General features: G+C 56.3%; 23 protein-coding genes. 16 read left to right on the top strand and 7 right to left on the bottom strand.

Going from position 1 to position 23,779, the window contains the following annotated elements; translation table 11 throughout:
* Positions 1-7: 7 nt before the first annotated feature.
* Both PuT2_RS03940 and PuT2_RS03935 read left to right on the top strand, forming a co-directional pair.
* Positions 8-1,177 carry an ABC transporter substrate-binding protein gene (locus PuT2_RS03940; RefSeq protein ID WP_093969729.1) on the top strand — a complete coding sequence of 390 codons (1,170 nt, stop codon included), beginning with the start codon at positions 8-10 and terminating at the stop codon, positions 1,175-1,177.
* A gap of 2 nt (positions 1,178-1,179) precedes the next feature.
* Positions 1,180-2,238, top strand: a complete 1,059-nt coding sequence (locus PuT2_RS03935; RefSeq protein ID WP_093969728.1) for an aromatic ring-hydroxylating dioxygenase subunit alpha — start codon at positions 1,180-1,182, stop codon at positions 2,236-2,238.
* A gap of 62 nt (positions 2,239-2,300) precedes the next feature.
* Here PuT2_RS03935 and PuT2_RS03930 read toward each other — a convergent pair whose 3' ends face one another.
* The 4 genes from PuT2_RS03930 to PuT2_RS03915 all read right to left on the bottom strand — a co-directional run bounded on the left by PuT2_RS03930 (position 2,301) and on the right by PuT2_RS03915 (position 6,773).
* Positions 2,301-2,582, bottom strand: coding sequence for a peptidylprolyl isomerase (locus PuT2_RS03930; protein ID WP_093969727.1), 282 nt, complete (start codon positions 2,580-2,582; stop codon positions 2,301-2,303).
* 59 nt (positions 2,583-2,641) lie between these two features.
* On the bottom strand, positions 2,642-3,748 hold the full coding sequence (locus tag PuT2_RS03925; RefSeq protein ID WP_093970063.1) for an alpha-hydroxy acid oxidase: 1,107 nt from the start codon (positions 3,746-3,748) through the stop codon (positions 2,642-2,644).
* Positions 3,745-4,425 carry a Fe2+-dependent dioxygenase gene (locus PuT2_RS03920; protein ID WP_093969726.1) on the bottom strand — a complete coding sequence of 227 codons (681 nt, stop codon included), beginning with the start codon at positions 4,423-4,425 and terminating at the stop codon, positions 3,745-3,747. The genes PuT2_RS03925 and PuT2_RS03920 overlap by 4 nt, the downstream gene beginning before the upstream one ends.
* Positions 4,426-4,514: 89 nt before the next feature.
* Positions 4,515-6,773 carry a TonB-dependent siderophore receptor gene (locus PuT2_RS03915; protein WP_093969725.1) on the bottom strand — a complete coding sequence of 753 codons (2,259 nt, stop codon included), beginning with the start codon at positions 6,771-6,773 and terminating at the stop codon, positions 4,515-4,517.
* Positions 6,774-7,036: 263 nt separating this feature from the next.
* Between PuT2_RS03915 and PuT2_RS03910 the strand changes: the two genes are divergently transcribed.
* On the top strand, positions 7,037-7,873 hold the full coding sequence (locus tag PuT2_RS03910; protein WP_093970062.1) for a zinc-dependent peptidase: 837 nt from the start codon (positions 7,037-7,039) through the stop codon (positions 7,871-7,873).
* A 33-nt stretch (positions 7,874-7,906) separates the two neighbouring features.
* Here the strand turns inward: PuT2_RS03910 and PuT2_RS03905 are convergent, their stop codons facing one another.
* A complete protein-coding gene (locus PuT2_RS03905; RefSeq protein WP_093969724.1) occupies positions 7,907-8,893 on the bottom strand; it encodes an asparaginase in 987 nt (328 codons plus the stop codon).
* Between the two features lie 43 nt (positions 8,894-8,936).
* Positions 8,937-9,551 carry a cupin domain-containing protein gene (locus PuT2_RS03900; protein ID WP_093969723.1) on the bottom strand — a complete coding sequence of 205 codons (615 nt, stop codon included), beginning with the start codon at positions 9,549-9,551 and terminating at the stop codon, positions 8,937-8,939.
* 208 nt (positions 9,552-9,759) lie between these two features.
* On the opposite strand from PuT2_RS03900, the gene PuT2_RS03895 reads away from it, so the two are divergent.
* The 8 genes from PuT2_RS03895 to PuT2_RS03860 all read left to right on the top strand — a co-directional run bounded on the left by PuT2_RS03895 (position 9,760) and on the right by PuT2_RS03860 (position 17,837).
* A complete protein-coding gene (locus tag PuT2_RS03895; RefSeq protein WP_093969722.1) occupies positions 9,760-10,650 on the top strand; it encodes a polysaccharide deacetylase family protein in 891 nt (296 codons plus the stop codon).
* 79 nt (positions 10,651-10,729) lie between these two features.
* Entirely contained in the window at positions 10,730-11,938 is a 1,209-nt protein-coding gene (locus tag PuT2_RS03890; protein ID WP_093969721.1) for a S9 family peptidase, read from the top strand.
* A 72-nt stretch (positions 11,939-12,010) separates the two neighbouring features.
* Entirely contained in the window at positions 12,011-13,036 is a 1,026-nt protein-coding gene (locus PuT2_RS03885; protein ID WP_093969720.1) for a TRAP transporter substrate-binding protein, read from the top strand.
* A gap of 6 nt (positions 13,037-13,042) precedes the next feature.
* Positions 13,043-13,612: a TRAP transporter small permease gene (locus PuT2_RS03880; RefSeq protein WP_093969719.1), complete on the top strand. Its 570-nt coding sequence runs from the start codon at positions 13,043-13,045 to the stop codon at positions 13,610-13,612.
* Between the two features lie 9 nt (positions 13,613-13,621).
* A complete protein-coding gene (locus PuT2_RS03875; RefSeq protein ID WP_093969718.1) occupies positions 13,622-14,902 on the top strand; it encodes a TRAP transporter large permease in 1,281 nt (426 codons plus the stop codon).
* 34 nt (positions 14,903-14,936) lie between these two features.
* Positions 14,937-15,563, top strand: coding sequence for a cysteine hydrolase family protein (locus tag PuT2_RS03870; protein ID WP_093969717.1), 627 nt, complete (start codon positions 14,937-14,939; stop codon positions 15,561-15,563).
* An 11-nt stretch (positions 15,564-15,574) separates the two neighbouring features.
* The gene (locus PuT2_RS03865; RefSeq protein WP_093969716.1) at positions 15,575-17,071 is read left to right on the top strand and encodes an aldehyde dehydrogenase; all 1,497 of its coding nucleotides are present in this window, start codon (positions 15,575-15,577) and stop codon (positions 17,069-17,071) included.
* Between the two features lie 172 nt (positions 17,072-17,243).
* Positions 17,244-17,837 carry a mechanosensitive ion channel family protein gene (locus tag PuT2_RS03860; RefSeq protein WP_370318027.1) on the top strand — a complete coding sequence of 198 codons (594 nt, stop codon included), beginning with the start codon at positions 17,244-17,246 and terminating at the stop codon, positions 17,835-17,837.
* 52 nt (positions 17,838-17,889) lie between these two features.
* Here PuT2_RS03860 and PuT2_RS03855 read toward each other — a convergent pair whose 3' ends face one another.
* Entirely contained in the window at positions 17,890-18,630 is a 741-nt protein-coding gene (locus tag PuT2_RS03855) for a GntR family transcriptional regulator (RefSeq protein WP_158214006.1), read from the bottom strand.
* Between the two features lie 210 nt (positions 18,631-18,840).
* Here PuT2_RS03855 and PuT2_RS03850 point away from each other — a divergent pair, with 210 nt between their 5' ends.
* The 5 genes from PuT2_RS03850 to PuT2_RS03830 all read left to right on the top strand — a co-directional run bounded on the left by PuT2_RS03850 (position 18,841) and on the right by PuT2_RS03830 (position 23,778).
* Positions 18,841-19,881: an amidohydrolase family protein gene (locus tag PuT2_RS03850; RefSeq protein ID WP_093969714.1), complete on the top strand. Its 1,041-nt coding sequence runs from the start codon at positions 18,841-18,843 to the stop codon at positions 19,879-19,881.
* 21 nt (positions 19,882-19,902) lie between these two features.
* Entirely contained in the window at positions 19,903-21,096 is a 1,194-nt protein-coding gene (locus tag PuT2_RS03845; RefSeq protein WP_093969713.1) for a serine hydrolase, read from the top strand.
* 79 nt (positions 21,097-21,175) lie between these two features.
* Positions 21,176-22,228, top strand: a complete 1,053-nt coding sequence (locus PuT2_RS03840; RefSeq protein WP_093969712.1) for an enolase C-terminal domain-like protein — start codon at positions 21,176-21,178, stop codon at positions 22,226-22,228.
* Between the two features lie 53 nt (positions 22,229-22,281).
* On the top strand, positions 22,282-23,448 hold the full coding sequence (locus PuT2_RS03835; RefSeq protein ID WP_093969711.1) for a PQQ-dependent sugar dehydrogenase: 1,167 nt from the start codon (positions 22,282-22,284) through the stop codon (positions 23,446-23,448).
* Positions 23,449-23,511: 63 nt separating this feature from the next.
* The gene (locus tag PuT2_RS03830; RefSeq protein ID WP_093969710.1) at positions 23,512-23,778 is read left to right on the top strand and encodes a hypothetical protein; all 267 of its coding nucleotides are present in this window, start codon (positions 23,512-23,514) and stop codon (positions 23,776-23,778) included.
* The last annotated feature ends 1 nt before the right edge of the window (position 23,779 follow it).

The raw sequence follows: 23,779 nt of genomic DNA, 5'->3' as shown, positions 1-23,779 counted from the left end.
GACAAAAATGCAATTAAAAAAATGGCTGGTCGCTACGGCGCTGGCAGGCGTACCTTTCGTGCAGGCACAGTCGGCTGAAGAGCTGCGTATCGGGGTTGTCACGTCAATGACCGGCGTATATGCCGTCGGCGGTCAGCAGTTGCAGGCGGGTATCAACGCCTACATGAAAGTACACGGCGACGAAGTGGCCGGCAAAAAAATCAAGGTTATTTATCGTGATACGGCGGGGCCCAACCCCGAGGTGGCCAAACGTGCGGCGCAAGAGCTGATTACCGCCGACAAGGTGAATGTGCTGGCCGGTTTCGACTTTACGCCTAGTGCGCTGGCCGTGGCGCCATTGGCGACACAGGCCAAAGTACCCATGGTTGTCATGAATGCCGCCACGTCGATTATTACGGCGCGCTCGCCTTACATTGTGCGTACTTCGTTCACGACAGCCCAAACGTCTTACCCCATGGGTGAATGGGCTGCCAAGCAAGGCCTGAAAAATGTTTACATTAGTGTGGCCGATTTTGCGCCTGGCCACGAAGCGGCAAAGTGGTTCAAGAAAGCGTTTACCGAAGCTGGTGGCAATATCGTCGGTGAAGTCGCGCTACCTATCACCAGCTTCGATTATGGCCCTTTCATGCAGCGCATTAAAGACCAAAAGCCAGATGCGGTCTTTTCGTTTCTTCCGGTGGGTGAGCCCGTTATCCTGTACTACAAGTCTTGGGCGGAAAAGGGCCTGAGCGATGCCGGCATCAAGCTGATTTCTCCCGAAGGGTGGGTTGATCCTGACGTCCTTCGCGCGGCGGGCAATGCCTCGGTAGGCGCCATCTCGGGCGGCTTCTACACACCGTCCAATCAGACGCCTCAGAATCAGGCCTTTTTGAAGGCTTACAAAGAGGTCGCAGGTGATAAAACATTGCCTAATTATCTGGCTGTCGGCGCCTACGATGGCATGGCGGTTATTTACGAAGCGCTCAAGAAAACCGGTGGCGATGTCGACGGCACCCGTCTGGTTGACGCCATGAAGGGACTGGCGCTGCCAAGCCCCCGAGGCACAATTGCCATCGACCCAGACACACGCGACGTGATCAATACCGTTTATGTGCGCAAAGTTGAAATGGTCGATGGCCAGCCCGTCGCGATTGATTTCGACAAGTTCGACGCCGTCAAAGACATGGGTAAGGAGTAACCATGAATTGGTTGAAGAATGTTTGGTACGTGGCGGGTTTTACGCACGAGCTCGATCAGGCGCCTTTTGTTGCCCGTACCTTTCTGGGTCAACCGGTGGTTATGTTTCGTACGTCAGATGGGCAGGTCAGCGCGCTGCGCGATCTGTGCCCGCACCGGCTGATGCCCTTGTCCAAAGGGCGCCGAGTGGGCGACGAACTGCAGTGTGGCTATCACGGCATGCGGTTTAATGCTCAGGGGGCGTGCACCGACATTCCCGGGCAGACACAGATTCCGGCCAAGGCGTGCGCGCAAACACACCCGCTGCGAGTTAGGCACGGTTTGTTATGGATCTGGATGGGTGATGCCGCGTTGGCCAGCGACGACCTGATCCCTGATGTGCACTGGAACGATGACCCCATGTGGACCCCTTCGATCGGCTATCACCGTCTGGCTTGTGACTTCAGGTTGGTCAACGACAACCTGCTTGATTTAAGCCATGAAAGTTATGTGCACTTGCGCACGATAGGCAACGATGAAGAGGAGTCGATTGCCAATTACCCGCTTAAAGTCACCATCGAGGGCGAGCGATTGGTGCGAGCGCATCGCGACATGCCAAATATTGATCCGCCACCCTTTTTCGCTATGGTGCTTAAACACAATGGGCCTATTCATCGGTGGCAAACCGCCATCAATATGCTGCCGGGCATCAATATGACCGATGTGGGCGTCTATCCGGTTGAAAAGACCAAAGACGAGGCCCATATGATGCACGTCATGCATTTGCTGACACCAGAAACAGAAACCAGCACGCATTACTTCTGGACGGTGGCGCGTAATTTCGATCTGGATGATGAGGCATTGACTGGCAAGATTCAGGCCGCGATTTCGGCAACGTTTGACGAAGACCAGGTCGTGCTCGAGATACAGCAAAAGCAGCTTGAAGCGTATGGCAGCGCGGTACCCAATGTGGCGATTCGACTGGACGAAGCCGCTGTCCGGGCAAGACGCTTGCTTGAGCAGCAGGTGCAACGCGAGGAGCAGGTGCCGCAAACGGTACTGGCACCATTGCCTTTGTTATAAAAACTACGGGCCCCGAAGGGCCCGTAGTTTTTGGCATGCCTTTGGCCTGGCGGCAACAAGGCTTAGTCGTTGCGTTCGGTGACTTCGAGCAGGTGGTAGCCAAATTGTGTTTTAACGGGGCCTTGTACAACGCCAACCGGTGCACTGAAGACGACGGCGTCGAATTCGGGGACCATGGCGCCACGGCCAAAGCTGCCCAGCTCGCCGCCTTGCGCCGACGACGGGCACAAAGAGTTTTCTTTGGCGACTTGCGCGAAATCGGCGCCATTTTCGATAGCGGTTTTCAGTTGGTTGGCGGTGTCTTCAGACTGCACCAAAATATGACGTGCGGATGCGGTTTGCATGAGTAATCCTTAAAGCGATTTAATGGGTTGGCCTGACAGGATAACGCAAAAGTTGGGTGTTACGCCCAAAGCACCGAGGCATCAATTGCGTCGATACGGGGCCGACCGCTCAGCAGCATGGCCATTTCAAGTTCGGTGCGCAGTATGTGTAAAACGTGGGCCACACCTGCGGCGCCAGCGGCCGCCAGGCCGTATATCTGGGGCCGTCCTATCAGCACAGCACGCGCGCCCAGGGCCAAGGCTTTCAAAATGTCGGTGCCGCGGCGTATGCCACCGTCCATCAGTACGGGAACTTGGGGCCCTACGGCTTGTACAACACCAGGTAGCAGGTCGATGGCGGCGGGCAGGGTGTCGAGCACACGGCCGCCATGGTTCGACACAATAATGCCGGCACACCCGGCGTCTATGGCTCGGCGCGCATCTGCGCCATGCGCAATGCCCTTGGCCACTACAGGTAGGCGGGTGTGCGCCACCAGGCGGGCGAGGTCGTCAAAAGTAGACGTTGGGGTGCATAGCGGCCCCGCCAAGGCCTGACCAGCAACCGCCTGTGCGGTACCCGCCCGCGCGGTCGGTGGTAGATTAACGGCCGCAATATGGGGCGGCAATACAAAGGCGGCCCTTTGCTCTTCGTTACGCAGCCCGCTAATGGGTGCGTCGACGGTGACCACAATTGCGCGATAGCCCGCCGATTCGGCCCGGCGCACTAGCGTCAGCGTGTCTTCGAATACGGGTTGCATGTATAGCTGAAACCACAAGGGGGTTTGGGCACGTGCAGCAATGTCTTCCAGGCTGACACTGGCCTGGGTGCTGACCACCATGCCGGCCCGCACGGCTGACGCACCCAGTACTGTGGCCAGCTCACCGTCAGGGTGAGCCAGCTTTTGGTAAGCGACGGGCGCCAGCAGTATCGGGTAGGGGAAAGCGGTGCCGAAGAGTTCGATGGCGGTTGATGCGTTGGCGCTTGACTGCAGGGCGTTGGGCAATAGCTTGAGTCGTTGCAGGGCATCGATATTGTCTTGCGCTGTTAGGCCGTCTCCTGCAGCTGCTGTTAGATAGGCCCAGGCGGCAGGCGTGACCCGTTCGCGTGCGTAGTCAATATAGTCGGTAACCGAGGCGATGGTTGGCGGTATTGTGGCTAGCGTTGGCAGCAGGGAAGCTGATGTCATGGCGTCGACCACTCGCGAATGAGGTTGTGATACACCCCCGTCAATCGCGCAATTTCTGCGGGCTCTGCGTTTTGCAGTGTCAGACTCTGAATGGACTGATCCAGGTCCCATAGTAGACGCCGACGATGATCTTCGCGCACGAGGCTTTGCACCCAGAAGAAAGCCGCTAGCCGAGCACCTTGCGTGACAGCGTTGACGCGGTGCAGGCTGCTGCTGGGGTACACCACCATGTGCCCTGCGGGCAGTTTCAGGTGCTGCGTGCCAAAGGTGTCCTCAATGACCAGTTCACCGCCTTCGTAGTCGGCCGGGTCACTAAAGAACAAAGTCGCGGAGATATCGCTGCGTAAGCGCTGACTGGTGCCCGGCACCGCAAAAATGGCATTGTCGATATGGTTGCCGTAAGCGCCGCCGCCTGCATAGCGGTTAAACCGTGGCGGCAGAATGCGAGCCGGCAATGTGGCCGCAACGAACGTGGGGTGAACAGACAGTGCTTGCAAAATCAGTTCGCCCAGTTGCCGCGCCACCGGGTGATCTAAGGGCAACTGCTCGTTGCTTTTGACCGTGGCAGCCAGGTGACCGGCCGTTGCCAAACCGCTCTCCCAATGGGCCGAAGCAAGCGCCTGGCGACAGGTCGCGATCTGTTCCGGGGTGAGGATATCGGGAATCGTAATGATCATAATGACAAGCCGGGTCGCCCGTTTTAGAGGCGACCCGGACCAGGGCCTTAAAGAAAAGCAGTTTATGACAAGTCAGTGTCGCAAGGCGCTTAGTAGCGCATGTTGGCACTCAAGATGAACTGACGACCTGGGCCAAAGTCGGCATGATGAACACCGTTAGTGCGAATGTAGTATTCCTTGTCGGTCAGATTCAGCGCATTCAACTGTATATTCAGATGCTTGTTGACCTGGTAGGACGCCATTGCATCGAATCGCCAGTAGGCAGGCATATACACTTTGTTGGTGCCGCCACCAGCGCCGTTCTGGTTGCCGCCAAAGGTTTTGCCTACGTAATAGGCACCGCCGCCCAGGGTAAAGTCGGGGGTGACGTCATAGGTCGACCACAGGCTCAAGCTGTGTTTGGGCGTATTTGCCAGCGGGTCGCCTTCGTTAACGCTGTTGTAGCTGCCTTTAAGCAATTCGCTGTCCATGTAGGTGTAGCCACCAAAGACACTCCATTCTCGGGTAATTTGACCCGAGATCCCCAGTTCCAGTCCGCGAACCCGTGTTTTGCCGGCCTGAGCTGTGGTGTTGGCGTCGATATTAATTTGGGCATCTTTACGCTCGTTCTGGAAGATCGCCGCCGTCAGGCTTAGTTTGTTGTCGAGTACGTCCCACTTTGTCCCCAGCTCGATGGTGTTGCTGCGTTCAGGTTTCAGGCTCGATGTGTCTGCGCCAAGGCTTTCCTGGTCGCCGCCAGAAATGGTGGGCGGCGTCGATGCTGTGGCATACGAAACATAAATACTGCCGTTTGAGGCCGGCTTGTAGACCAGGCCGACCTGGTAGTTGAACATGGTCCACTCGCCGTCTGCAGAACCCGTCACGGCGGGGCGGCCCGCCGTGTAATCGCCCGAGAGACGATAGTTGTCTACGCGTAAGCCTGCATTCAACTGAAAGCGCTCGTTCAGGTCGATAGTGTCGAGCAGATAGGCCGAGCGCGTGGTGGATGTCAGGTCTTGGCTTAGCGCATTGCGGGTGATGGTGCCTGTCCATGGGTCGTTGGGGTTAGGGGACAGCAACGGCGTGCAATCACGGTCGCCAACGCCAAACCCTGCAGTCACTGGGCATGTGGTGCCCGACAGCGTGGCGACGTTATAGGTGGCGTTTTCATTGGTTTCTCGGCTGAGTTCAACGCCGGCATTAAATCGGTGCTTCAGGCTGCCAGTTTCAAATTCGCCATACAGTTCGCTGATGTTTGTCAGCATGGTGGATTCTTGCCAGCGCGATTTTGTGCCGCGTTTCATCCAGTAGGTATTGGTGGTTGGGTCAAGCTTTACTGTGCCATCGCCGGGGTTGGTGACCACGTAGTCGTTCAGGGTTTTGCCATAGCGTGTTGCGTTGCGAAAGGTAAGTTTGTCTGAAAGGTCGTGTTCGATTTCCACCGTACCGATGTCGGCTTTGGTTTTTTGATAGTCACGCGCATATAGGCCATAGAAAGCGTCTCGGCTTACATCCAGAATGCCGCTGCCGTTGCCCAGGGCAGGTGCTTTGCTGGCCAGTGGCACCCCATAGTCGGGCATACCGTCGGTTTCCAGGTGGTAATAGCTTAGGGTAACGCGGGTTGGCGTACCCAGCCCGAACGACAGCGATGGCGCGATGCCTTTCTTTTTGTAGTCAACGGCTTCGCGCCCGGCAACGTCGCCTTTGGCGCCCAGTACGCTCAGGCGGAATGCCGAGGTTTCATTGAACTGCCAGTTGCCGTCGGCGGTGCCGCGCAAGTAGTGATCGGTACCAAAGCCTAACGACCCTTCTGCAGAATTGCCCAGACGGGCGCGTTTGCTGGCCAGATTGATGCTGCCGCCACCTGAGCCGCGTCCGCCATATGCCGAATCTGCGCCTTTAATGACTTCGACCGACTCCAGATTGAAAATCTCGCGGGTTTGGCCGCCTGGGTCGCGGATGCCATCAACATAAACGTTGTTACCCGAAGACATGCCGCGAATAAAAGGGCGGTCTGCCAGGGGTTGACCGCCTTCGCCTGCACCAAAAGTAATGCCGGGCACATTACGCAACACATCTTCCAGCGACGAAGCAGCGCTATCTTGAATGACCGCCTGGGGAATGACTTGCACTGTTTTGGGTGTGTCGAGCAACGGCGCAGTGAACTTGGGCTGCGACGCTACGGGGGTCTGGTAGCTGCCTTGTTCGCGCTCGCCCGTTACTTTAACGGGGGCCAGTACCGGGGTGTTGTCGGCGGCTTGGCCGAACACATGTGTTGGAACAAACACGGCGGACGAAGCCAGCGCCAGCGCTAGCGATGGCACCGCGCGTAAAGACGTTTTGGATGGTTTCGCAATGGATGACTGCATTTATTTTCCCTACCCTTATTAATTGATAATGCGAATGATTCTCAGGTGCAGGAATTCTAAACCAAGCCAATTGTTTTTTATGCGACTTTTACAACATTGAAAATTGGCTGAATAAAAATTGAAATTCAGCTTAAATTTTGTTTAAAGAAAGCTGAATTTTTTATACTTAAAAAGTAGATATTCAGGTCCGGCACAGGACGCCTGATACGCGTTAACCTTAAGGCTGCCAGGTAAATTTCACGTTATTCAATACAGGCGTCATGGTGTTTCGTTGGTTGGGTGGGCGTGGGGCCCGTCAAAAAGAAATTGATTTTCAAATGGCACGGCTCACGCCAGCGTGCTGGCAACGTGCGCTGGCCGCGCATTCTTTTTTGCGTGGCTTATCGGCTCAAGAAGAGGCAGCGCTTAAGCAAAGAACCGCCTGGGTGCTGGCCAGCAAGTCGTTCTGCGGCGCGCACGGGTTAGCGCTTTCGTTCGAGATGCAGCTATCAATTGCGTTGCAGGCCGCTTTGCCGGTCATGCAGCTTGATCCTCGCCTTTACGAGGGCTGGACAGAAATCATCGTGTATCCGGCCGGCTTTCTGGTACCCCGGACTGAGGTCGATGAGGCAGGTGTCGTGCATGAATATATTGAAGAAGCCTCAGGCGAGGCTTGGGAAGGCGGTCCGCTCGTGCTGTCTTGGCACGATGTTCAGCCGGGCCACGGCGACGAGGTCAATGTTGTTATTCATGAGTTCGTGCACAAGCTTGACTTGCAGTGCGGCGACGCTGATGGTGTGCCCAGCCTTGCATCGCATACCGAAATTTCGCCGGCACGGTGGGCCGACGTGCTGCACGATACCTGGTCACATTTCGAACACATGTTGACTGACGCCGAGGACAGTATTCCGCGCGACGTCGACCCAGAATCGGAAGCTGCCATGATTTACTTCAGCCATTTGCCGCTGGACCCCTACGCGGCCACCGATACGGCCGAGTTCTTCGCGGTAAGTGCCGAAGCGTTTTTTCTAAGCCCGCAGGGCTTGGCGCACTGGTATCCCGACTGGTATGCGCTGTTGTCGACTTACTTTCGGCAAGACCCGTTGCAGCGGTTAGGCTGAACGGGCCTGCCGTCCGTAAGTTATTGGCCACTTTTAATCAAAGTGGGCAAAGGCGGCTTCCATATCGCTTTTGTTCATACCGCAGGCCAGGCAAAGTGTTAGCAGCAGGCGTGCTTTTTGGGGCGATAGCCAGCCGGCTGGAATCAATCCGCGACGACTGATCAAGTCGATTTCCGACCCGGGAAAGCCATAGGTGTTTTTGTAAACGGGGCCGCCAGGCACTCTGGAAGCCAGCACCACCGGGATATCTTTGACCACCTTGTCAATTGCCTCCAGGACTTGTTGCGGCACATGACCCACCCCCATGGCCTCAATGACCACGCCGCTATAACCCAAAGCGGGCAGGGCGTTCAGCAAGGCGGGGTTCTCGTCCAGGCATGGCTTGATGATACAAACCGACGGAAAAGCCGAAGGTTGGCGTTTGAGGGTCGAGCGACGAACAGGCTTGCGCAGCAGCCGCACGCGGTTCTCGAGGAAGTACGCCAGGGGGCCGCCATCTGGCGACTGAAATGATGACACCAGGCCTTTGTGCATTTTTTCGACCGAAGCTGCAGCGTGCAGCTCTTCGTTTAACGCGACCAGGCACCCCATGCCTCGGGTTTCGGGGCTGGCGGCAGCGCTGATAGCGGCATACAGGTTACCGGGGCCGTCAGCGCTTAGCGCGCTGGCGCCGCGCATGGCGCCAGTCACGATAACGCCGGCATCACCTGCATAAAGCAAGTCGATCAGAAAGCTGGTTTCGTCAATGGTGTCAGTACCTTGCACGACCACAATGCCGGCGATGCCGTTGGCGTCATCTTGTGCAAAGCCTTTTGCCAACCCCGCAATGTCTTCAAAGGTCAGCGATGCGCCAGGCTTCAGGAAGGGTGTCGAGACCTCAAGCTGCGCGACATCTTTGAGCGATGGAATTTGCGCGAGCAGGTCGTCGCCGGTAAGGGTGGGGGTGATGCCGGGTGCAGCGCTGGGCGCCATGGTAATTGTGCCGCCAAGTACAACGACTTTAACGCGTGGCAATGTCATCAGTAAGGCTCCTTGGAAGGTGGGGCAACTTTTAAAAAGCGGGTCAAAAGGTTGGGGGCGTGTTGATCCAGACAACGCGGGTTACGACTTCGCCTGGGTTGCGGTAACTGTGGGGCAGGTCTGAATGAAAGAAAAACGAGTCGCCGGCTTCAACCAGGTACATCTTTCCGTTCACCACAATTTCCAGCGTGCCCTCAACGACATAGCCGACCTCCTCGCCTTCGTGTTCGAGCGTGCCATCGCTGTAGCCGCCAGGCTGAACCACATGCATGTGGCCCTGCAACAAATTGCCTGGTAGGGCAGGGATGAGTCGTTCCAGCGTAATGCCAATGCCATTGTGCATCTGGTCGGTCGCCAGAACAGGTCGTTCGTGTGCGCGCACGACTACCGTGTCACGGTCTTCCGGCGATGCAAATAGCGCGGCGATGTTGGTGCCCAATGCGCGGCAAATTTTATGCAGCATGGGGATGGATGGATTGGCTTTTCGGTTTTCAACTTTTGACAGCAGGCTGGTCGAGCAATCGACCATGGTCGCGAGTTGTTGCAGGGTAAGCCCACGCGAAATTCGTGCGTGCCTGATACGCGCACCAACCAGCGTTTCTGACAGCGCAACATCTTCGTTGTCGTCATTTTCAAGGTGTTTGGCCGAATCCGTCATTGCGGATCTCCTTGTTTGTGCAGTATTCACTTTGTTACGTTTTGAATTGGGCGGGAATGTTCACTGGGCGCATTCCGGGTCAATCGAGAGTTTTCAACAGGCATTAGTATAAACACCAATTTTTCAAGTCATTCAAATTAGTTGAATATACGGCAATGGATTTTATTATGAAGATAAATCTGTTGAACGTGCATCAGGAGAAACGCGAATGGCTGGAGAATTAACACCCCCGATCCGTGCGCCTTACAGCGCCATTGTCGATCGTCCCAAACTGTCTTTGCCTAACGGCAAGAAGATGGCGGTTTGGGTCATTGTTAACGTCGAGCACTGGCACCATGCCAACGCCATGCCGCGGGCCGTGCTGCCGCCGCCCATGGGCCAGCCTTTGTTGCCTGACGTTCCCAATTGGGCATGGCACGAATACGGCATGCGTGTCGGGTTCTGGCGTTTTGTCGAAGTGCTCAAGCGCTACAACATTACACCGACACTGGCCATTAATGGTTCGGTATGCACCGCCTATCCGCGTATTGCCCAGGCAGCGCACGATATGGGTTGGGAGTTCATGGGGCACGGGTTCTTACAGGGCCCCATGCACAAAGTGCCCGATCAAAAAACAGCGATTCGCGACACCATCGAGGCGATCCGTCAGGTTACGGGCAAGCCGCCTCGCGGCTGGGAGAGCCCCGGTCTGACAGAAACCGAAGTCACCCTCGATTTGCTGGCCGAGGCCGGAATTGAGTACGTGGCCGACTGGGTGCTGGACGACCAGCCGGTGCACCTCAAAACGGCACATGGCCCAATCACCTCGGTGCCCTACACGGTCGAGATCAACGACGTCGTCATGAGCGCTGTGCAATTGCATGCTTCCGACGAACTATTCAAGCGCGGCAAATTGCAGTTTGACCAGTTGTATGCCGAAAGCGCTGACTCTGCCCGTGTCATGGCAATCAGCATCCACCCGTACCTGACCGGAGTGCCGCATCGTATTGGCGCACTCGACGCGCTGTGCAAATACATCGCTGGTCATGAAGACGTTGCCTTTCACACCGGCGAGCAAATTCATGACTGGTTTCAAACCCAACGTAAACCCGAGTTTTAAAGCACCTGCGGCAATCCGTACGTTTGCCGCAGCGTGATGACTTTGACCATGCGCCCCTGGCGCTCAGGAGACCCCTTCAATGGAACAAAAACTGATTAACGAAGTGCTCGATCGCAAAGAGCCACACTACAAACCTTACGGTTGGCACCAATGGCCCGACTATCCCTGGATGTCTTATCAGTTTCGCCGTGCTTTGGGCGAAACCCAGGAAGGCGGCGGCGCCATTAGTGAAATTTTCCAGGCTGGCGCACGTATCGATCCTTCCGATTCCGAGTCCTGGTACCGCGAGTGGCTTCACATTGGTGATCGCAATCATGAGCGTGGCGATGCGGCAAATGCCAAAGGTCATGTCGTCACTGCGCAAAACTGCTGGTTGCGTGCTGTCGATTATTACCGCGAAGCCGAGTTCTGGCTGGAGGGTGAAGATCCGCGTCGTCTGCAGGTTTTCGACAAGTTGGAAGCGTGCACAGAAAAATGGGGGCAGTACCTGAACCCCAAATTGGAAAAAGTCCAGGTGCCTTATCTGGATGGCAAATTCTTGTATGCCTATTTCCTACGCTCACCCGTCAACCCTTCGCCTCGCCAGCCTGTACTCATGTGCTTTGGCGGCCTTGATTCGTTCAAAGACGAAATGTGGTTCATGGTGGCTCATGGCGCCATTCAGCGTGGGATGTCGGTACTCATGGTTGACGGCCCAGGCCAGGGCGGCACGATCCGCCGCCACAAAATTGTGAATCGCTACGACTACGAGGTGCCTGTAGGCAAATGCATCGATTACCTCGAAACCCGCGATGACGTCGACACGTCGCGCATTGCCATGAGTGGTTCTAGCTTGGGTGGGTACTACGCCGCGCGGGCCGCTTCGTTTGAGCACCGTCTGGCCGCCGTGGTGTCGCATGGCGCCATCTGGAGCGTCAACGAACTGTGGGGCTCTGCCGATGACAGCCATGGTTTGGCTGGCCACATCCGCTGGGTATTTGGCGCCAAGTCCATGAAAGAGGCCTTCGAGAAGGGCAAAGATTTTGTACTGGAAGGCGTTATCGACAAGATCAAGTGCCCGTACCTCATTTTGCACGGCGGCTACGACGTGCTGGGTGTCGATCAGGCCAAGAAGGTCTACGACTACGCCAAGCAACATGGTGTCGATGTCACGTTGGATCTGGTCGGCGAAGAAGAAACCGGCGCAGAACATTGTCAGCACGACAACCCCACTCTGGGTCAGGAGCGCATCAATGACTGGCTGACCGACGTCCTGGGCATTGACCAGCGCGCATTGCTTAAAGGTTGATCATCGTTAACCCCTTTCCCCCGGGGGAGCCGGGGGAGTCCACGCCCATTGCGGCGATCAAGGAGCTTAGACATGAAACAAAACGCACGACTCCGTCTGAAAGCAGGCAAAGCAGTTCTGGCCCTGTCTATTGCAGCACTCATGGGCTCGGCTGCCCACGCAGCCAACCCAGTCATGAAAATCGGTCACGTTGCCCCTAAGGGCGACCCGCGCGATCTGGCCTCTAACCATGTGGCTCAGATGATGAAAGACTCTAAAACCTGCCCCATGGATGCGCAGGTGTTTCCGGCGGGGCAGTTGGGCGCGACAACCGACTTGATCGAAGGTATGCAAATTGGCTCGATCGAGGCCGTTGTATTGCCGGCTTCGTTCCTCGTTGGTTTCCAACCCCTGATGGGTATTTTCGATTTCCCGTTCATGTGGCCCAGCGACTTGAACAAATTGCTGGCGGTGCAGAACTCGCCTGCTGTGCGCACTCTGCTCGACACCACAAACAAGCAGGGTATTTACTCGGTCAAGGTCTGGCACACCGGCTACAAGCAATGGACGGGTAACCAGCCGCTTCGCTCAACCGCCGACTTCCGTGGCAAGCGCGCCCGTGTCATGCCCTCAGCTGTGCTTATCGAGCAGCAAAAGGCTTTGGGTCTGACCCCTGTCGACATGCCGTTCCCCGAGACTTACAACGCACTGCAAAGCGGGGCGATTGTTGCCCAAGAGAACCCAGTGTCCACCAGCTACCTGATGGGCCTGCACGAAGTTCAAAAAGCCTTGACCATGACGTATCACGGCAACCTTGATCAGATCTTCATGGTGTCCAAGGCCTGGTTCGACGCACTGCCCGAAGGGTGTCGTACCGAGCTGACAAAGGCCATTGATAGTGGTGCTGCCGTCGTTGTTGAAGAAACCAAGAAAGCCGAGGCCAAAGCTATGGCAGGCATGAAAGCTGCAGGCGTCGAGATTGTTGAGCTGACACCCGAACAGCGTAATGGCTTGCGTGATGCGACGTTGCCCGAGGTGCGTGCGTTCTTTATCCGCCAGAACGGCGACAACGGTCGTCAGATTCTGGAAAACATCGAAGCTGAAATCAACAAGGGGTAATCCTTCATGAGAGTTCTGGACAGTCTTCTTCGCGGTTGTGATGCGGTCGTCAGCTTTATGGCAGGCATTTCTTTGCTCGTTATCACTGGGGCACTTTTTGCCAACGCGGTGGCTCGTTATTTTGCTGATTTTGTTGTCATCGGCAGCGAGGAGCTGTCCAGATACCTTTTGGTTTGGATGACGTTTCTTGGGTCATATCTATTGGTCCGGGTCCAGCGCCACATCACGGTTGATGTGTTCGTCCGGATTGTGCCGTCGCCAGTTGTCCGGCTGGTACAGATTCTGTGCGCAATTGTTGGCGCCATTACCTTGGGTTATGTCGCGTTTCTGGGTTGGGAGCTTGCGAGCTTCATCATGGGCACCGGCCAGATGAGTAGTAGTTTGCCGATTCGGCGCGGCTGGATCTACATGGCAATACCGGTTGGCTGCGGTTTGATGGCACTGGCTTACGTGTTTGAGCTGCTTGTGACTTTATTTGGTGGGGGCACTTTACCCAGGGCTGCAGATTACGGCCTGCCTGATGATGTGCCCGATGTTGATACCCAAGATCAATCTGCCATTCCAACCAAAGCCTGAGAGTCAATTATGCCAACCACCGTTTTAGTTGCCGTTGCGTTCTTACTGGTTATCGTTGCGTTTCCGATATATCTGGCCATTCTCGCGGGCACTGTGCTGTCTTTTGAGTGGCTCGGTCCAGCCATGCCCGCCCGTGTTCTGCCTCAGCGTTTGGTTGAGGGCATCAATATTTTCGCGTTGCTGGCCGTACCTTTGTTTATCTTTGCTGCCGACATCGTCGGCCGCGGGCAAATTGGTGCCAAGCTTGTCGCTTTGATGGAAGGGCTTGTCGGCCACCTGCGCGGGGGCCTTGCCATCGCGACGGTGCTGGCGTGCGCCATGTTCGGCGCCATTTCCGGGATTGGTGCGGCGGCGGTAGTCAGCATCGGGCCCATTGTCTATCCCGCGTTGCTCAAGCAAGGCTATGGTCGTGGCTTTGCCGTGGGGCTTATTTTGTCGGCATCCACGCTGGCCATGGTGATTCCACCAGGCGTGGCCATGATTCTCTATTCAGTGCAAACGTCTACCTCGGTAGCCCGCGTATTCTTGGGTGGCTTGGCCGCAGGTGGTTGGTTTGTCATCTTCTTAAGCGTTTATTGCTGGTGGTATGCCGTACGCACAAAGGTCAACACCTCTGATCGCATCGGTTGGCGTCAAAATCTGACACGCGCCAAAGAAGCCATCTGGGCTATCGGTCTACCCGTTGTGATTTTCGGCGGCATCTACAGTGGCGTGTTCACCCCCACTGAAGCAGCTGCAGCCGCTTGCGTATACGCCGCCGTGGTCGAAACTCTGGTTTACCGACAGCTTTCGTTCAAAGAGTTGTTCAAGCTTTCGCAAACCTCGGCCATCATGATTTCAACATTGATGGTGGTGATTTCGGTCGGCAGTCTGATGACATGGTTCATGACATTGGAGCGCGTGCCCGTGGCCATCACGGCCTTGCTCAACGACGTTCCGGCTGCGGCAGTGCTCGCTGTTATTAATGGGTTGTTCTTGATTGCCGGCATGTTTATCGACCCGAACTCAGCGGTCATCATCATGGCGCCCCTAATTTCCCCGGCTGCCACGGCTATCGGCATCGACCCTGTTCATCTGGGCACGGTATTGGTCTTTAACCTGGCCATAGGCATGGTGACCCCGCCTTTTGGTTTGAATATTTTCATAGGTATTGCCACCTTCCGGTTGCCCTATGTGGAAGTGGTCAAGTCAACAATCCCTTTCATTCTGTTGTCGTTGTTGACCCTCTTGCTGATTACCTACGTGCCCAGTGCGCTGCTGTGGCTTCCCAACTTGGTGCACGGTGTTTAACCGTGGCCCCCTTGAACCTGTCCAGGAGTATTCAATGAATTTAGGCGTAGATGTTGTTCGTCCGGCAGTAATTGCCATCGATTTGCACCGCGGTCACCTCGACCCTGAAGTGGCCACCATGCCATTGCCGGCCGACCAGTCAAAAGCGGTGATTCAAACCAACAAGCGGTTTTTCGACAACTGCCGCAACGCGGGTATCCCGGTCATTCATCTGTTGACCTTGTACCGCAGCGTTGAGGAAATTCGGACCAACCCTTACTGGCGCACCCGTGCCGAAGACCCGACCGCCACGCGCAAGAATGTGCTCAAGCATAACTTGTGGGGCATGCCGGGTACCGAGGTGATCCCCGAGTTGCTCGACGAGCGTGACTGGGTGGTCAATACCAAGCGTCGTTATGACTGCTTCATCGGCAGCGACCTCGAATTCACACTCAAGAACAACGGCATCAACACCTTGCTGATCACGGGCGTAAACACGAACTCATGCGTGCTGTCGACAACCGTTGCCGCCTGCGTACGCGACTTTGCCGCCATTGTGATTGAAGAGTGTGTCGACACCATGGACGGCCCCGAAGCCCATGCCGCCGCACTGAAGTGTGTTCGCGCGGCCTTTGGCTGGGTCATGTCTGGCGATGAAGCGATTGCCGCTGTACGTTCTTAAGCGAGGAAGAAATGGCTGTAAAACACTGGAAAATGCTGATTGGCGGGCAAGAAGTCGATGCGCCCGGCGCCGAGCCTATCCCTGTTGAAAACCCGGCTAATGGGCAGGTTATTGCCACCGTGCCGGCGGGTGATGCGTCGCATGTCGATGCTGCCGTGGCGGCCGCACACAAGGCGCAACGCGAGTGGGGCGCACGTACGCCCACCGAGCGCGCTATCGTGCTTGAAAAGTTTGCGCGTTTGTTGCGTGAGCGCCTGCCCGAATTTATTGATTGCGAAGTAGAGCAGATTGGGCGGCCCATCCGCGAAATGCGTGCACAGGTGTCGCGCCTGCCCGAGTGGTACGAATACTTTTCGGCCGTTGCGCGTACACACGAAGGGCGCGTTCACCCATTTGGCGGGCCTTACGTTAACTACACCCGTCGTCAGCCCTTAGGGGTAGTGGGGTTGATTACACCCTGGAATCACCCCATGCTGATTCTGACCAAGAAGCTGGCGCCAGCGCTTGCAGCGGGTAACGCCGTGGTCGTCAAACCCAGCGAATTGGCGCCCATTACGCCTTTGATGTTGGCCGATGTCTTTCGCGAAGCCGGTTTGCCCGAAGGCGTTTACAACGTCATTACAGGTTACGGCGCGGCGGCGGGTAAGGCCTTGTCCGAACACCCCGACATTCAGAAGATCGATGTGACGGGTGGTACCGAGACCGGTCGCCATATTGGTGCAGCGGCCGGGCGCAACCTGGCTGGCTTTGCTGCAGAGTTGGGCGGCAAGGCTTCGGTGCTGGTGTTTGACGACACCGACATTGATCGCGCCGTCAGCGGCGCCTTGTTTGCGTCGTTTATTGCGGCGGGCCAAACCTGCGTGCAGGGCGCTCGTTTGCTGGTGCAAGAGTCTATCTATGATCAGGTGGTCAGCCGTCTGGTCGAGCGCACCCGGAACCTGCGCTTGGGTGATCCGGCTGACATCAACACTGAAATCGGGCCGGTGGTGTGCCAGCGTCAACTCGATCGCGTTATGGACTACATCAATATTGGTCGCTCTGAAGGCGCAACCGTGGCTGTAGGCGGCGAACGACCCGGCGGCGCGTTGGCCGATGGGTACTTCTTGCAGCCTACTGTATTTACCAACGTGAAGTTGGGGATGCGGGTCGAGCAAGAGGAAATCTTTGGTCCGGTAGTCTGCGCTATGCCGTTCCGCGACGAAGCGCACGCCATTGAGTTGGCCAACGCCACGAACTTCGGGCTTGCCGGTAGCGTCTGGACACGCGATATCGCTCGCGCGCATCGTGTTGCGCATTCGCTTGAAATGGGCATAGTCTGGATCAACGATCACCATCGTATCGACCCCTCGTCGCCGTGGGGTGGCTTTAAAGAAAGCGGTGTTGGCAAAGAGAACGGTATTGTTACTTACGAGGCCTATACCAGAACACAAAGTGTGGTGGTGAATCTTTCCGATGAGCCGTTCGATTGGTTCGACGAAAACAAGGCGGTAGAAAAGCGGTATAGCTGAGACTGGGCAACGGCGCGTGTCGGTCTGTCCGCACTCTGAATGCGCGGGCGCCGGCATGCGGCGTGTTGAACTTGGGTAAAGTACAGGTTGTGATTCAAACTTTCTGTATCGGTGCGGGCTGGCTTGCATATCGCCACCCCTGTGCCGCCAACGGGTTTTCTGGAACTTTGCCGTGCTTGCGTCGTTAATCCCCTACTTTCCTGCCTGGAGCCATGAGTGGCTGGGCTCGTTGTTCTTGACCTTCCAGGTGCTGGTGATTTTGCTGGTTGCCTGGTTTTTGCAACGAGGTCTGAGACGGATTTTGCTGCGCGCCAGCGAACGCTACGATTTACCCATGCACTTGATTCAGCCCACCGCCACCATTGTGCGCTGGGTCATCATGATTGCGGCCGGTTTGCTTGTGCTGGGTCGCCTTGGTGTTTCGGGCACGGTGCTCTGGACAGCCTTTACCGGCTTTGCAGCGGTTGCCGCTGTGGCGTTTTTCGCGGCCTGGAGCGTGCTCTCTAACATTTTTTGCGCCATTCTTATTTTTACCGCGCGCCCATTTCGCTTGGGTGACTACGTCGAAATTCTCGATACCGCCGAGAAGCCCGGCGCCAAAGGAGAGGTCGTTGACATCAGTTTGTTGTACGTCACCTTGCGCGACGCTACAGAAGAGAATGCCGGGGCCTTGTTGCAAATACCTAATGCGTTAGTGTTTCAGCGCGTGGTACGCCGATGGAAGGGCGGGCCGCCGCCGTTGGGCACTAGCGCTAAGTTGCCTTAAATAGCGTAAAGGCCTGCGTTGCGGCCCAACCGCCGTCGTGCGGATGCCCTGGCTAAGGTTTGCTGCGCGCCGGCCGACCTTTGTTTTTTGTGGTGCTCGGGGCAGTAGGCTCGAAGCGCTCTGCCGGTGTCTCGGCCAAAAACTTTGCAAAATCGCGGCCGCCGCCGTCGATATGCTTGCGCATTTCCTCTACTGCGGTCTCGGCGTCGCCGGCCTCGATCGCGGCCACAACACGTCCATGTTCCTCGTGCGATCGTGCAATGCGGGCAATGTTCTCGAAAACGTTTTGCCGATATACCTGCGTGCGCTTGCGAATCAGCGCGACTTGCGACTTTAAAAACGGGTTATGGCAGCCTTCGTAAATCAGGGCATGGAAGCGGGCGTTTGCCGCACCGTACGCCGCGGGGTCTTTGCTATTGCGGCTAAGCGCGGCATCTTCGTGTGCAGCGCGTAGCGTAGCGACTTCCGATCGGCTCATGCGAAGCGCGGCAAATTTGGCGCAAATACCTTCAAGTTCGGCCAATAGTTCGTACATGGCAAACAGTTCGGGCAATGACAGGCGCGCCACGTATATGCCCGACCTGGGCACAATCGTAATAAGGCCCTGCACCGATAGCTGCAAAAGAGCCTCGCGAACCGGTGTTCTGGAAACATTGAACCGTTCGCAAAGGCGTGCTTCGTCCAGGGCATCTCCGGGCAACAGACTGCCATTGTGAATGTCTGATTCGATAGCTTCTTTGACATGGTCGGTCATGCTGGCCGACCGATTTGATGGTTTGCGGGAATCTGTCATGTCACCTTGCGCGTGTCGGCCTGCGGGTTGCGGCATGCGTATTGTGTTGGAATTAAAGGGTCGAGTTTACAGGGGCCCTGCAAGTTAAGGTTTGGGGTTAACCCCCTATGAAAAACCACCCTTGAAGTTTATGATAAACGCATTAGATATATCAAATTGATTTAATAATATATCTGTTTTATGCCGCCAACTCATTCTACAAGGCAAACCATGAGTCACTTATCCAACGCTACGTCAGGCTGTAATTGCAACTCCTGCAACGCTTTTCGCGCGATTGACATCCATGCGCACTACTACTCGCAAGCCTATATCGATCTGGTCAAAAGCCAGGGGGGGGCAGCAGGGGCCGAAGCCGTTGACCTGGGGGGAGTGCAGGCGCTCAAGGTAGGCCCGTTGTTTACTGGCCCTATTGCCAATAAATTCATCGACCTTGATCTGCGTCTGGCCGATATGGAAGAAACAGGCGTCACGCAACAGATTTTGTCGCTGACACAGCCCATGGTGTATTGGGCCGACGCCGATTTGGCCGACCGGTTAAGTCAGGTGTTCAACGACTCGCTGGCGCAGGCGCACGAAAAGGCGCCCGGTAAGTTGTTTGGCTTTGCCACATTGCCCATGCAGTTTCCCGAGCGCGCTATTGCCGAGGCAAAGCGGGTGTCGAAAATAAAAGGCATCAAAGGGGTTTATTTGGGTACGGCCATCAACGACACCAATTTATCCGACCCGAAATTTTGGCCAGTGTACGAAGTCCTTGAGGAACTTGGCCTGCCCATCTTCCTGCATCCGCTCAAGGTGGTTGGCATGCAAGATCGGCTCAGCCAGTACTTCTTGGCAAACTTGCTGGGTAACCCGTTCGACACCGCCATTGCCGCGGCACATCTGGTGTTCTCGGGTGTCATGGATCAGTTCCCCAAACTTGAAGTGGCCCTGCCGCATGGCGGCGGCGCCTTGCCCTTTTTGTTGGGCCGTATTGCGCATGGCTGGTCGGTTCGCCCCGAGTGCGTTGCGCTCAAGCGCAGCCCGCGCGAGTATGCGGGTCGCTTTTACTACGACACCATTACGCACGACGCAGCCGCACTCGATTTTCTGATCAAGCAGGTGGGGGCAGAGCGCGTCATGCTGGGTAGCGACTATTGCTTCGATATGGGTGTGGCTGCACCGCGTACCCCGGTGGAAACACTGGCATCGCTCAGCGGAACGCAGAAAGACCAAATTCTTGCCGGTAACGCGCAGCGCTTGCTTAGTCTCTGATACGGCATCGGGAGCTCGATAATGCTCAATGAAGGTGTTCTGGCACGAGGCAAGCCGGCACTAATTTCCGGGTTTTGCGCCCCGGGGTTTAGGCATGTGCTTGATGCTTTTCGCGAAAACTTCGAGGCGCGGCGTGAAATAGGCGCGGCCGTCACGGTGTTTCATCAAGGCATAAAAGTCGTTGATTTATGGGGTGGGTTTCGCGACCTCGATCGTCAAGCGCCATGGGAAGAAGACAGTATGTCTGTTTTATTCTCGGTATCCAAAGCCATGAGCGCGTTGTGCATACACATGCTGGCCGATCAAGGCTTGCTTAGCCTTGATGACCCAGTGGCCCGCTATTGGCCTGGGTTTGCAGATGCCGACCCGGGCAAAGAAAAGGTCTTGATCAGGCATGTGCTGTCGCATCAGTGCGGGATGTGTTTTAACGACAGCGCTCAGACCGACGACGTGTTTGATTTCGAGGCCATGCGTCGCGCGCTGACCGAACAAAAGCTGCCGTGGCCCCCTGGTACCCAGCCGGCCTATAACACCACCAACATCGGCTATTTGTTTGCAACTATCATTTTGAACGTCAGCGGGCGTTCGGTGGTCGAATTTTTAAAAGCCGAGGTCTGCGGGCCTTTGGGGGTCGCGTTTTATCTTGGGGTGCCGCCGGGGTTGTTGGATAAGGTAGCAACGCTGTATCCGGCCGATACGGTCAACGAGCAATACCAACGCGGCCAGACACCGGGGTCCAATATCTATCGGGCCTGGAACGCAATGCCCAAGCCTTGGAACGTCGACGTGATTAATTCAGCAAAGGTGCGAACCGCATTTTTGCCCTCGTTTGGCGGTCACGGCACGGCGCGTGGGCAAGCTACTGTTTATGCCTTGCTGGCTAATTATGGCGAACTCAACGGTGTCCGGTTGTTGTCCGATGCGGCGGTGGCTCAAGCACAGACCCTGCAATGGGAGGCTGAAGATGCCATCCTCAATCGCCCGTTGCGTATGGCTTTGGGTTTTTTCAAAAACAAGCCGGGATGGGTACCCATGGGGCCTAACCCCGATGCCTTTGGTCATTTTGGTTCGGGCGGCACGCTGGCATTTGCCGATTGCGACGCCAACCTTTCGTTTGCCTGCCAGTCAAACTTTCAGTGCGGCGGCCAAAGTGTCGGTGATCGCACCGAGGCGCTGGTCGAAGCCGTGTACAAGAGCCCGCCGGTAATAGGTTGACCCGCCAGCATGGGTGCGCGGCAACCCCTTGTATTGGCGTTATGGTCAGGTACTATGCCTAAAAAGTTAGGTCTCTGCCATGACACAAATCGCTACCGCTCACATCCAGCTTGTTGAAAAGAAATTTGCAAAGCCCATCGGGGGTTCCGGGGTCACGGGCGTTGACATTATTGTCGCGACCTTGCGCGATACCGATGGCGCAACAGGGCTGGGGTTTTCGTATGTGATCGGGGGAGGGGGCGGTGTCGTCGCGCAGCTTGCCCAGGCGCAGGCCAACCGCTTTTTGCAATGGGCGGTATTAAAAACGCCGCCCGAGCATTGGGCCGACATAAAAAAGAGCTTTAACAGAACTGGCGATGGCCCCAACATGTTGGCTCTTGCTGCGCTGGACGTCGCCTTATGGGATTTGACTGCAAGGCGTCAAAACCGGCCATTGGCTCAGGCGCTGGGCGGCGGCATGGCCCCTGTGCCGGTATATGCCAGCGGCGGGTTCGGCCCTAAAGACGACCCTCAAGCCGTCGCCGAGTTGGCGGCGCAATATATGGCAGCCGGCTATGCCGGCGTTAAGCCGCGGGTCAATGCCGATGCCGGCGACGAAGTCGTCTTAAGCGCCGTGCGTGATGCTATCGGCCCGCAAGCTCGGCTAATGGCCGATGCCAATGAAAAAGGCAATGCCCAAAGCGCAGCAAAGCTGCTGGCATTGGCTGCCGAGTACAAGCTAAGCTTTGTTGAAGAACCTTTACCTGCCGATGACGTGTTGGGGTATCGCCGTCTTTCTGCTCAAAATACGGGTGCGATCATTGCCATAGGCGAACACCTTCAGGGGTTGGATCGTTTTTCGGTATGCATAGAAGACGGTATTGCTGGCGTCATTCAGCCCGACCTGGCCATGGCGGGGGGCTTGACCCCCTGTCTGGAGGTGGCCCGAATGGCAGCATCGAAGGGCATACTAGTTGCCCCGCACTTTTTGCCTGGGCTGTTCGTGCATTTTTCGGGTGCATTTCACGGCCAGTTGTTACTTGAAGCCTTTCCGATTGTTGAAGATGCCTTCGAGGGGTGGCCTGAGCGCAGCGCCGATGGCATGCTGCAACCTCAAGACACCCCAGGCCATGGTTTGTCTTTAAAGACGTAGCGGGACAGCAGGTCAAAAGGTGTAGCTTGCCGATATTCAGCTTGGAGCGATCAATGACAAAACTGTCTATAACCCGGCGCCTTTTGGTGGGTGCTGCGTTGACCGCAGCCGTATGGGCCGCGCCCGTTACCTTGGTTAACGCGCAAGACAAGGCTGTGCAGGTTTTGCCCAGCCAACTGGGTCAACTGAACTTGACTGAAGTGACCCGTAATCTTGACCGCCCCTGGGCAATGGCGTTCTTACCTGGCAATGAAGGTATTCTCATTACCGAAAAGCCCGGCAATCTGCGTTTGTGGCGCGCTGAAGTGGGGCTGTCTGAACCCATAAAAGGCGTGCCGGCAGTTTACGAGCGTGGGCAAGGGGGCTTGCTTGACGTCGCACTGGCACCCGACTTTGAGCAGTCGCGTCGTGTTTATCTGACCTACGCTGAAGAGGGCGAAGGCAATGGCAGCACGGCTGCCGGCTACGGCGTACTGTCGGACGACGGCACAGCACTGAATGATTTCAAGGTCATCTTCAGGCAGATGCCGCGTTTATCGAGCGGTGTGCACTTTGGGTCGCGCCTGGCGTTTGACCAAAAGGGCTATCTTTATATTGCCCTGGGCGACAACAACCAGCGCCCCACTGCTCAAGATCTGGACAAGCTTCAAGGCAAAGTAGTTCGGTTGCACCCAGATGGCCGCATTCCGGATGACAACCCTTTCGTTAACCAAGCGGGTGCTCGCCCGGAGATCTGGTCGTACGGCCATCGAAACCAGCAAGGCGCGGCGTTTAACCCCTGGACGGGTGAATTGTGGACACATGAGCACGGGCCGCGTGGTGGTGATGAAATCAACATCCCCAAACCCGGTAAAAATTACGGCTGGCCACTGGCCACCTACGGCATCAATTATTCTGGCTTTGACATCCCCGAAGCGCAGGGGACGACCGTAGAGGGAACCGAGCAGCCCATTCACTACTGGAAGGTATCGCCGGCCATTTCGGGCATGGCGTTTTACGATGCCGACCAGTTTCCGGCCTGGAAAGGGTCGTTGTTTATCGGCGCACTGCGCGGGCAGGCGTTACTTCGCCTGACGCTAGAGGGCAACAAGGTTACGGGCGAAGAGCGCTTGCTGGAGTCATTGAGTGAGCGAATTCGTGACGTGCGCGTTGGCCCGGACGGTTATGTTTATGTGCTCACCGATAGTGGCAATGGTCGATTATTGAAACTGGGTTTGTAAGGTTTTCAACTAGAATGTGCGCTGCCGCTCTGTCGCTGACGGGGCGCGTCACACGGACCCTTCATGAAAAAAACTGATCTCGAAAAAAACAAAGCCCTGAAAATCATGGGCAAACTTAATGCCAGCTTGCCTCCTGGGCGTTTTGCGGGTGCCGCTGCTGTACCCGACCGGCGTGAGCAACGGCGGCTGGACCAAGCTGCGGGTCTTGTTTCGTTCCCCGTTAAACTTCAACAGTCCGTCATTACGGCCCTGAATGCCAAGGCGCAAGCCGATGGTGTGGCCGTCAACGACCTTATCAATAGCCTGCTGGCCGACGCCCTGAAGGCTTAAC

It is taken from the genome of Pusillimonas sp. T2, assembly GCF_002236805.1.
Taxonomy (GTDB): domain Bacteria; phylum Pseudomonadota; class Gammaproteobacteria; order Burkholderiales; family Burkholderiaceae_B; genus Neopusillimonas.
This window is presented reverse-complemented; position numbering and strand designations above follow the sequence as displayed.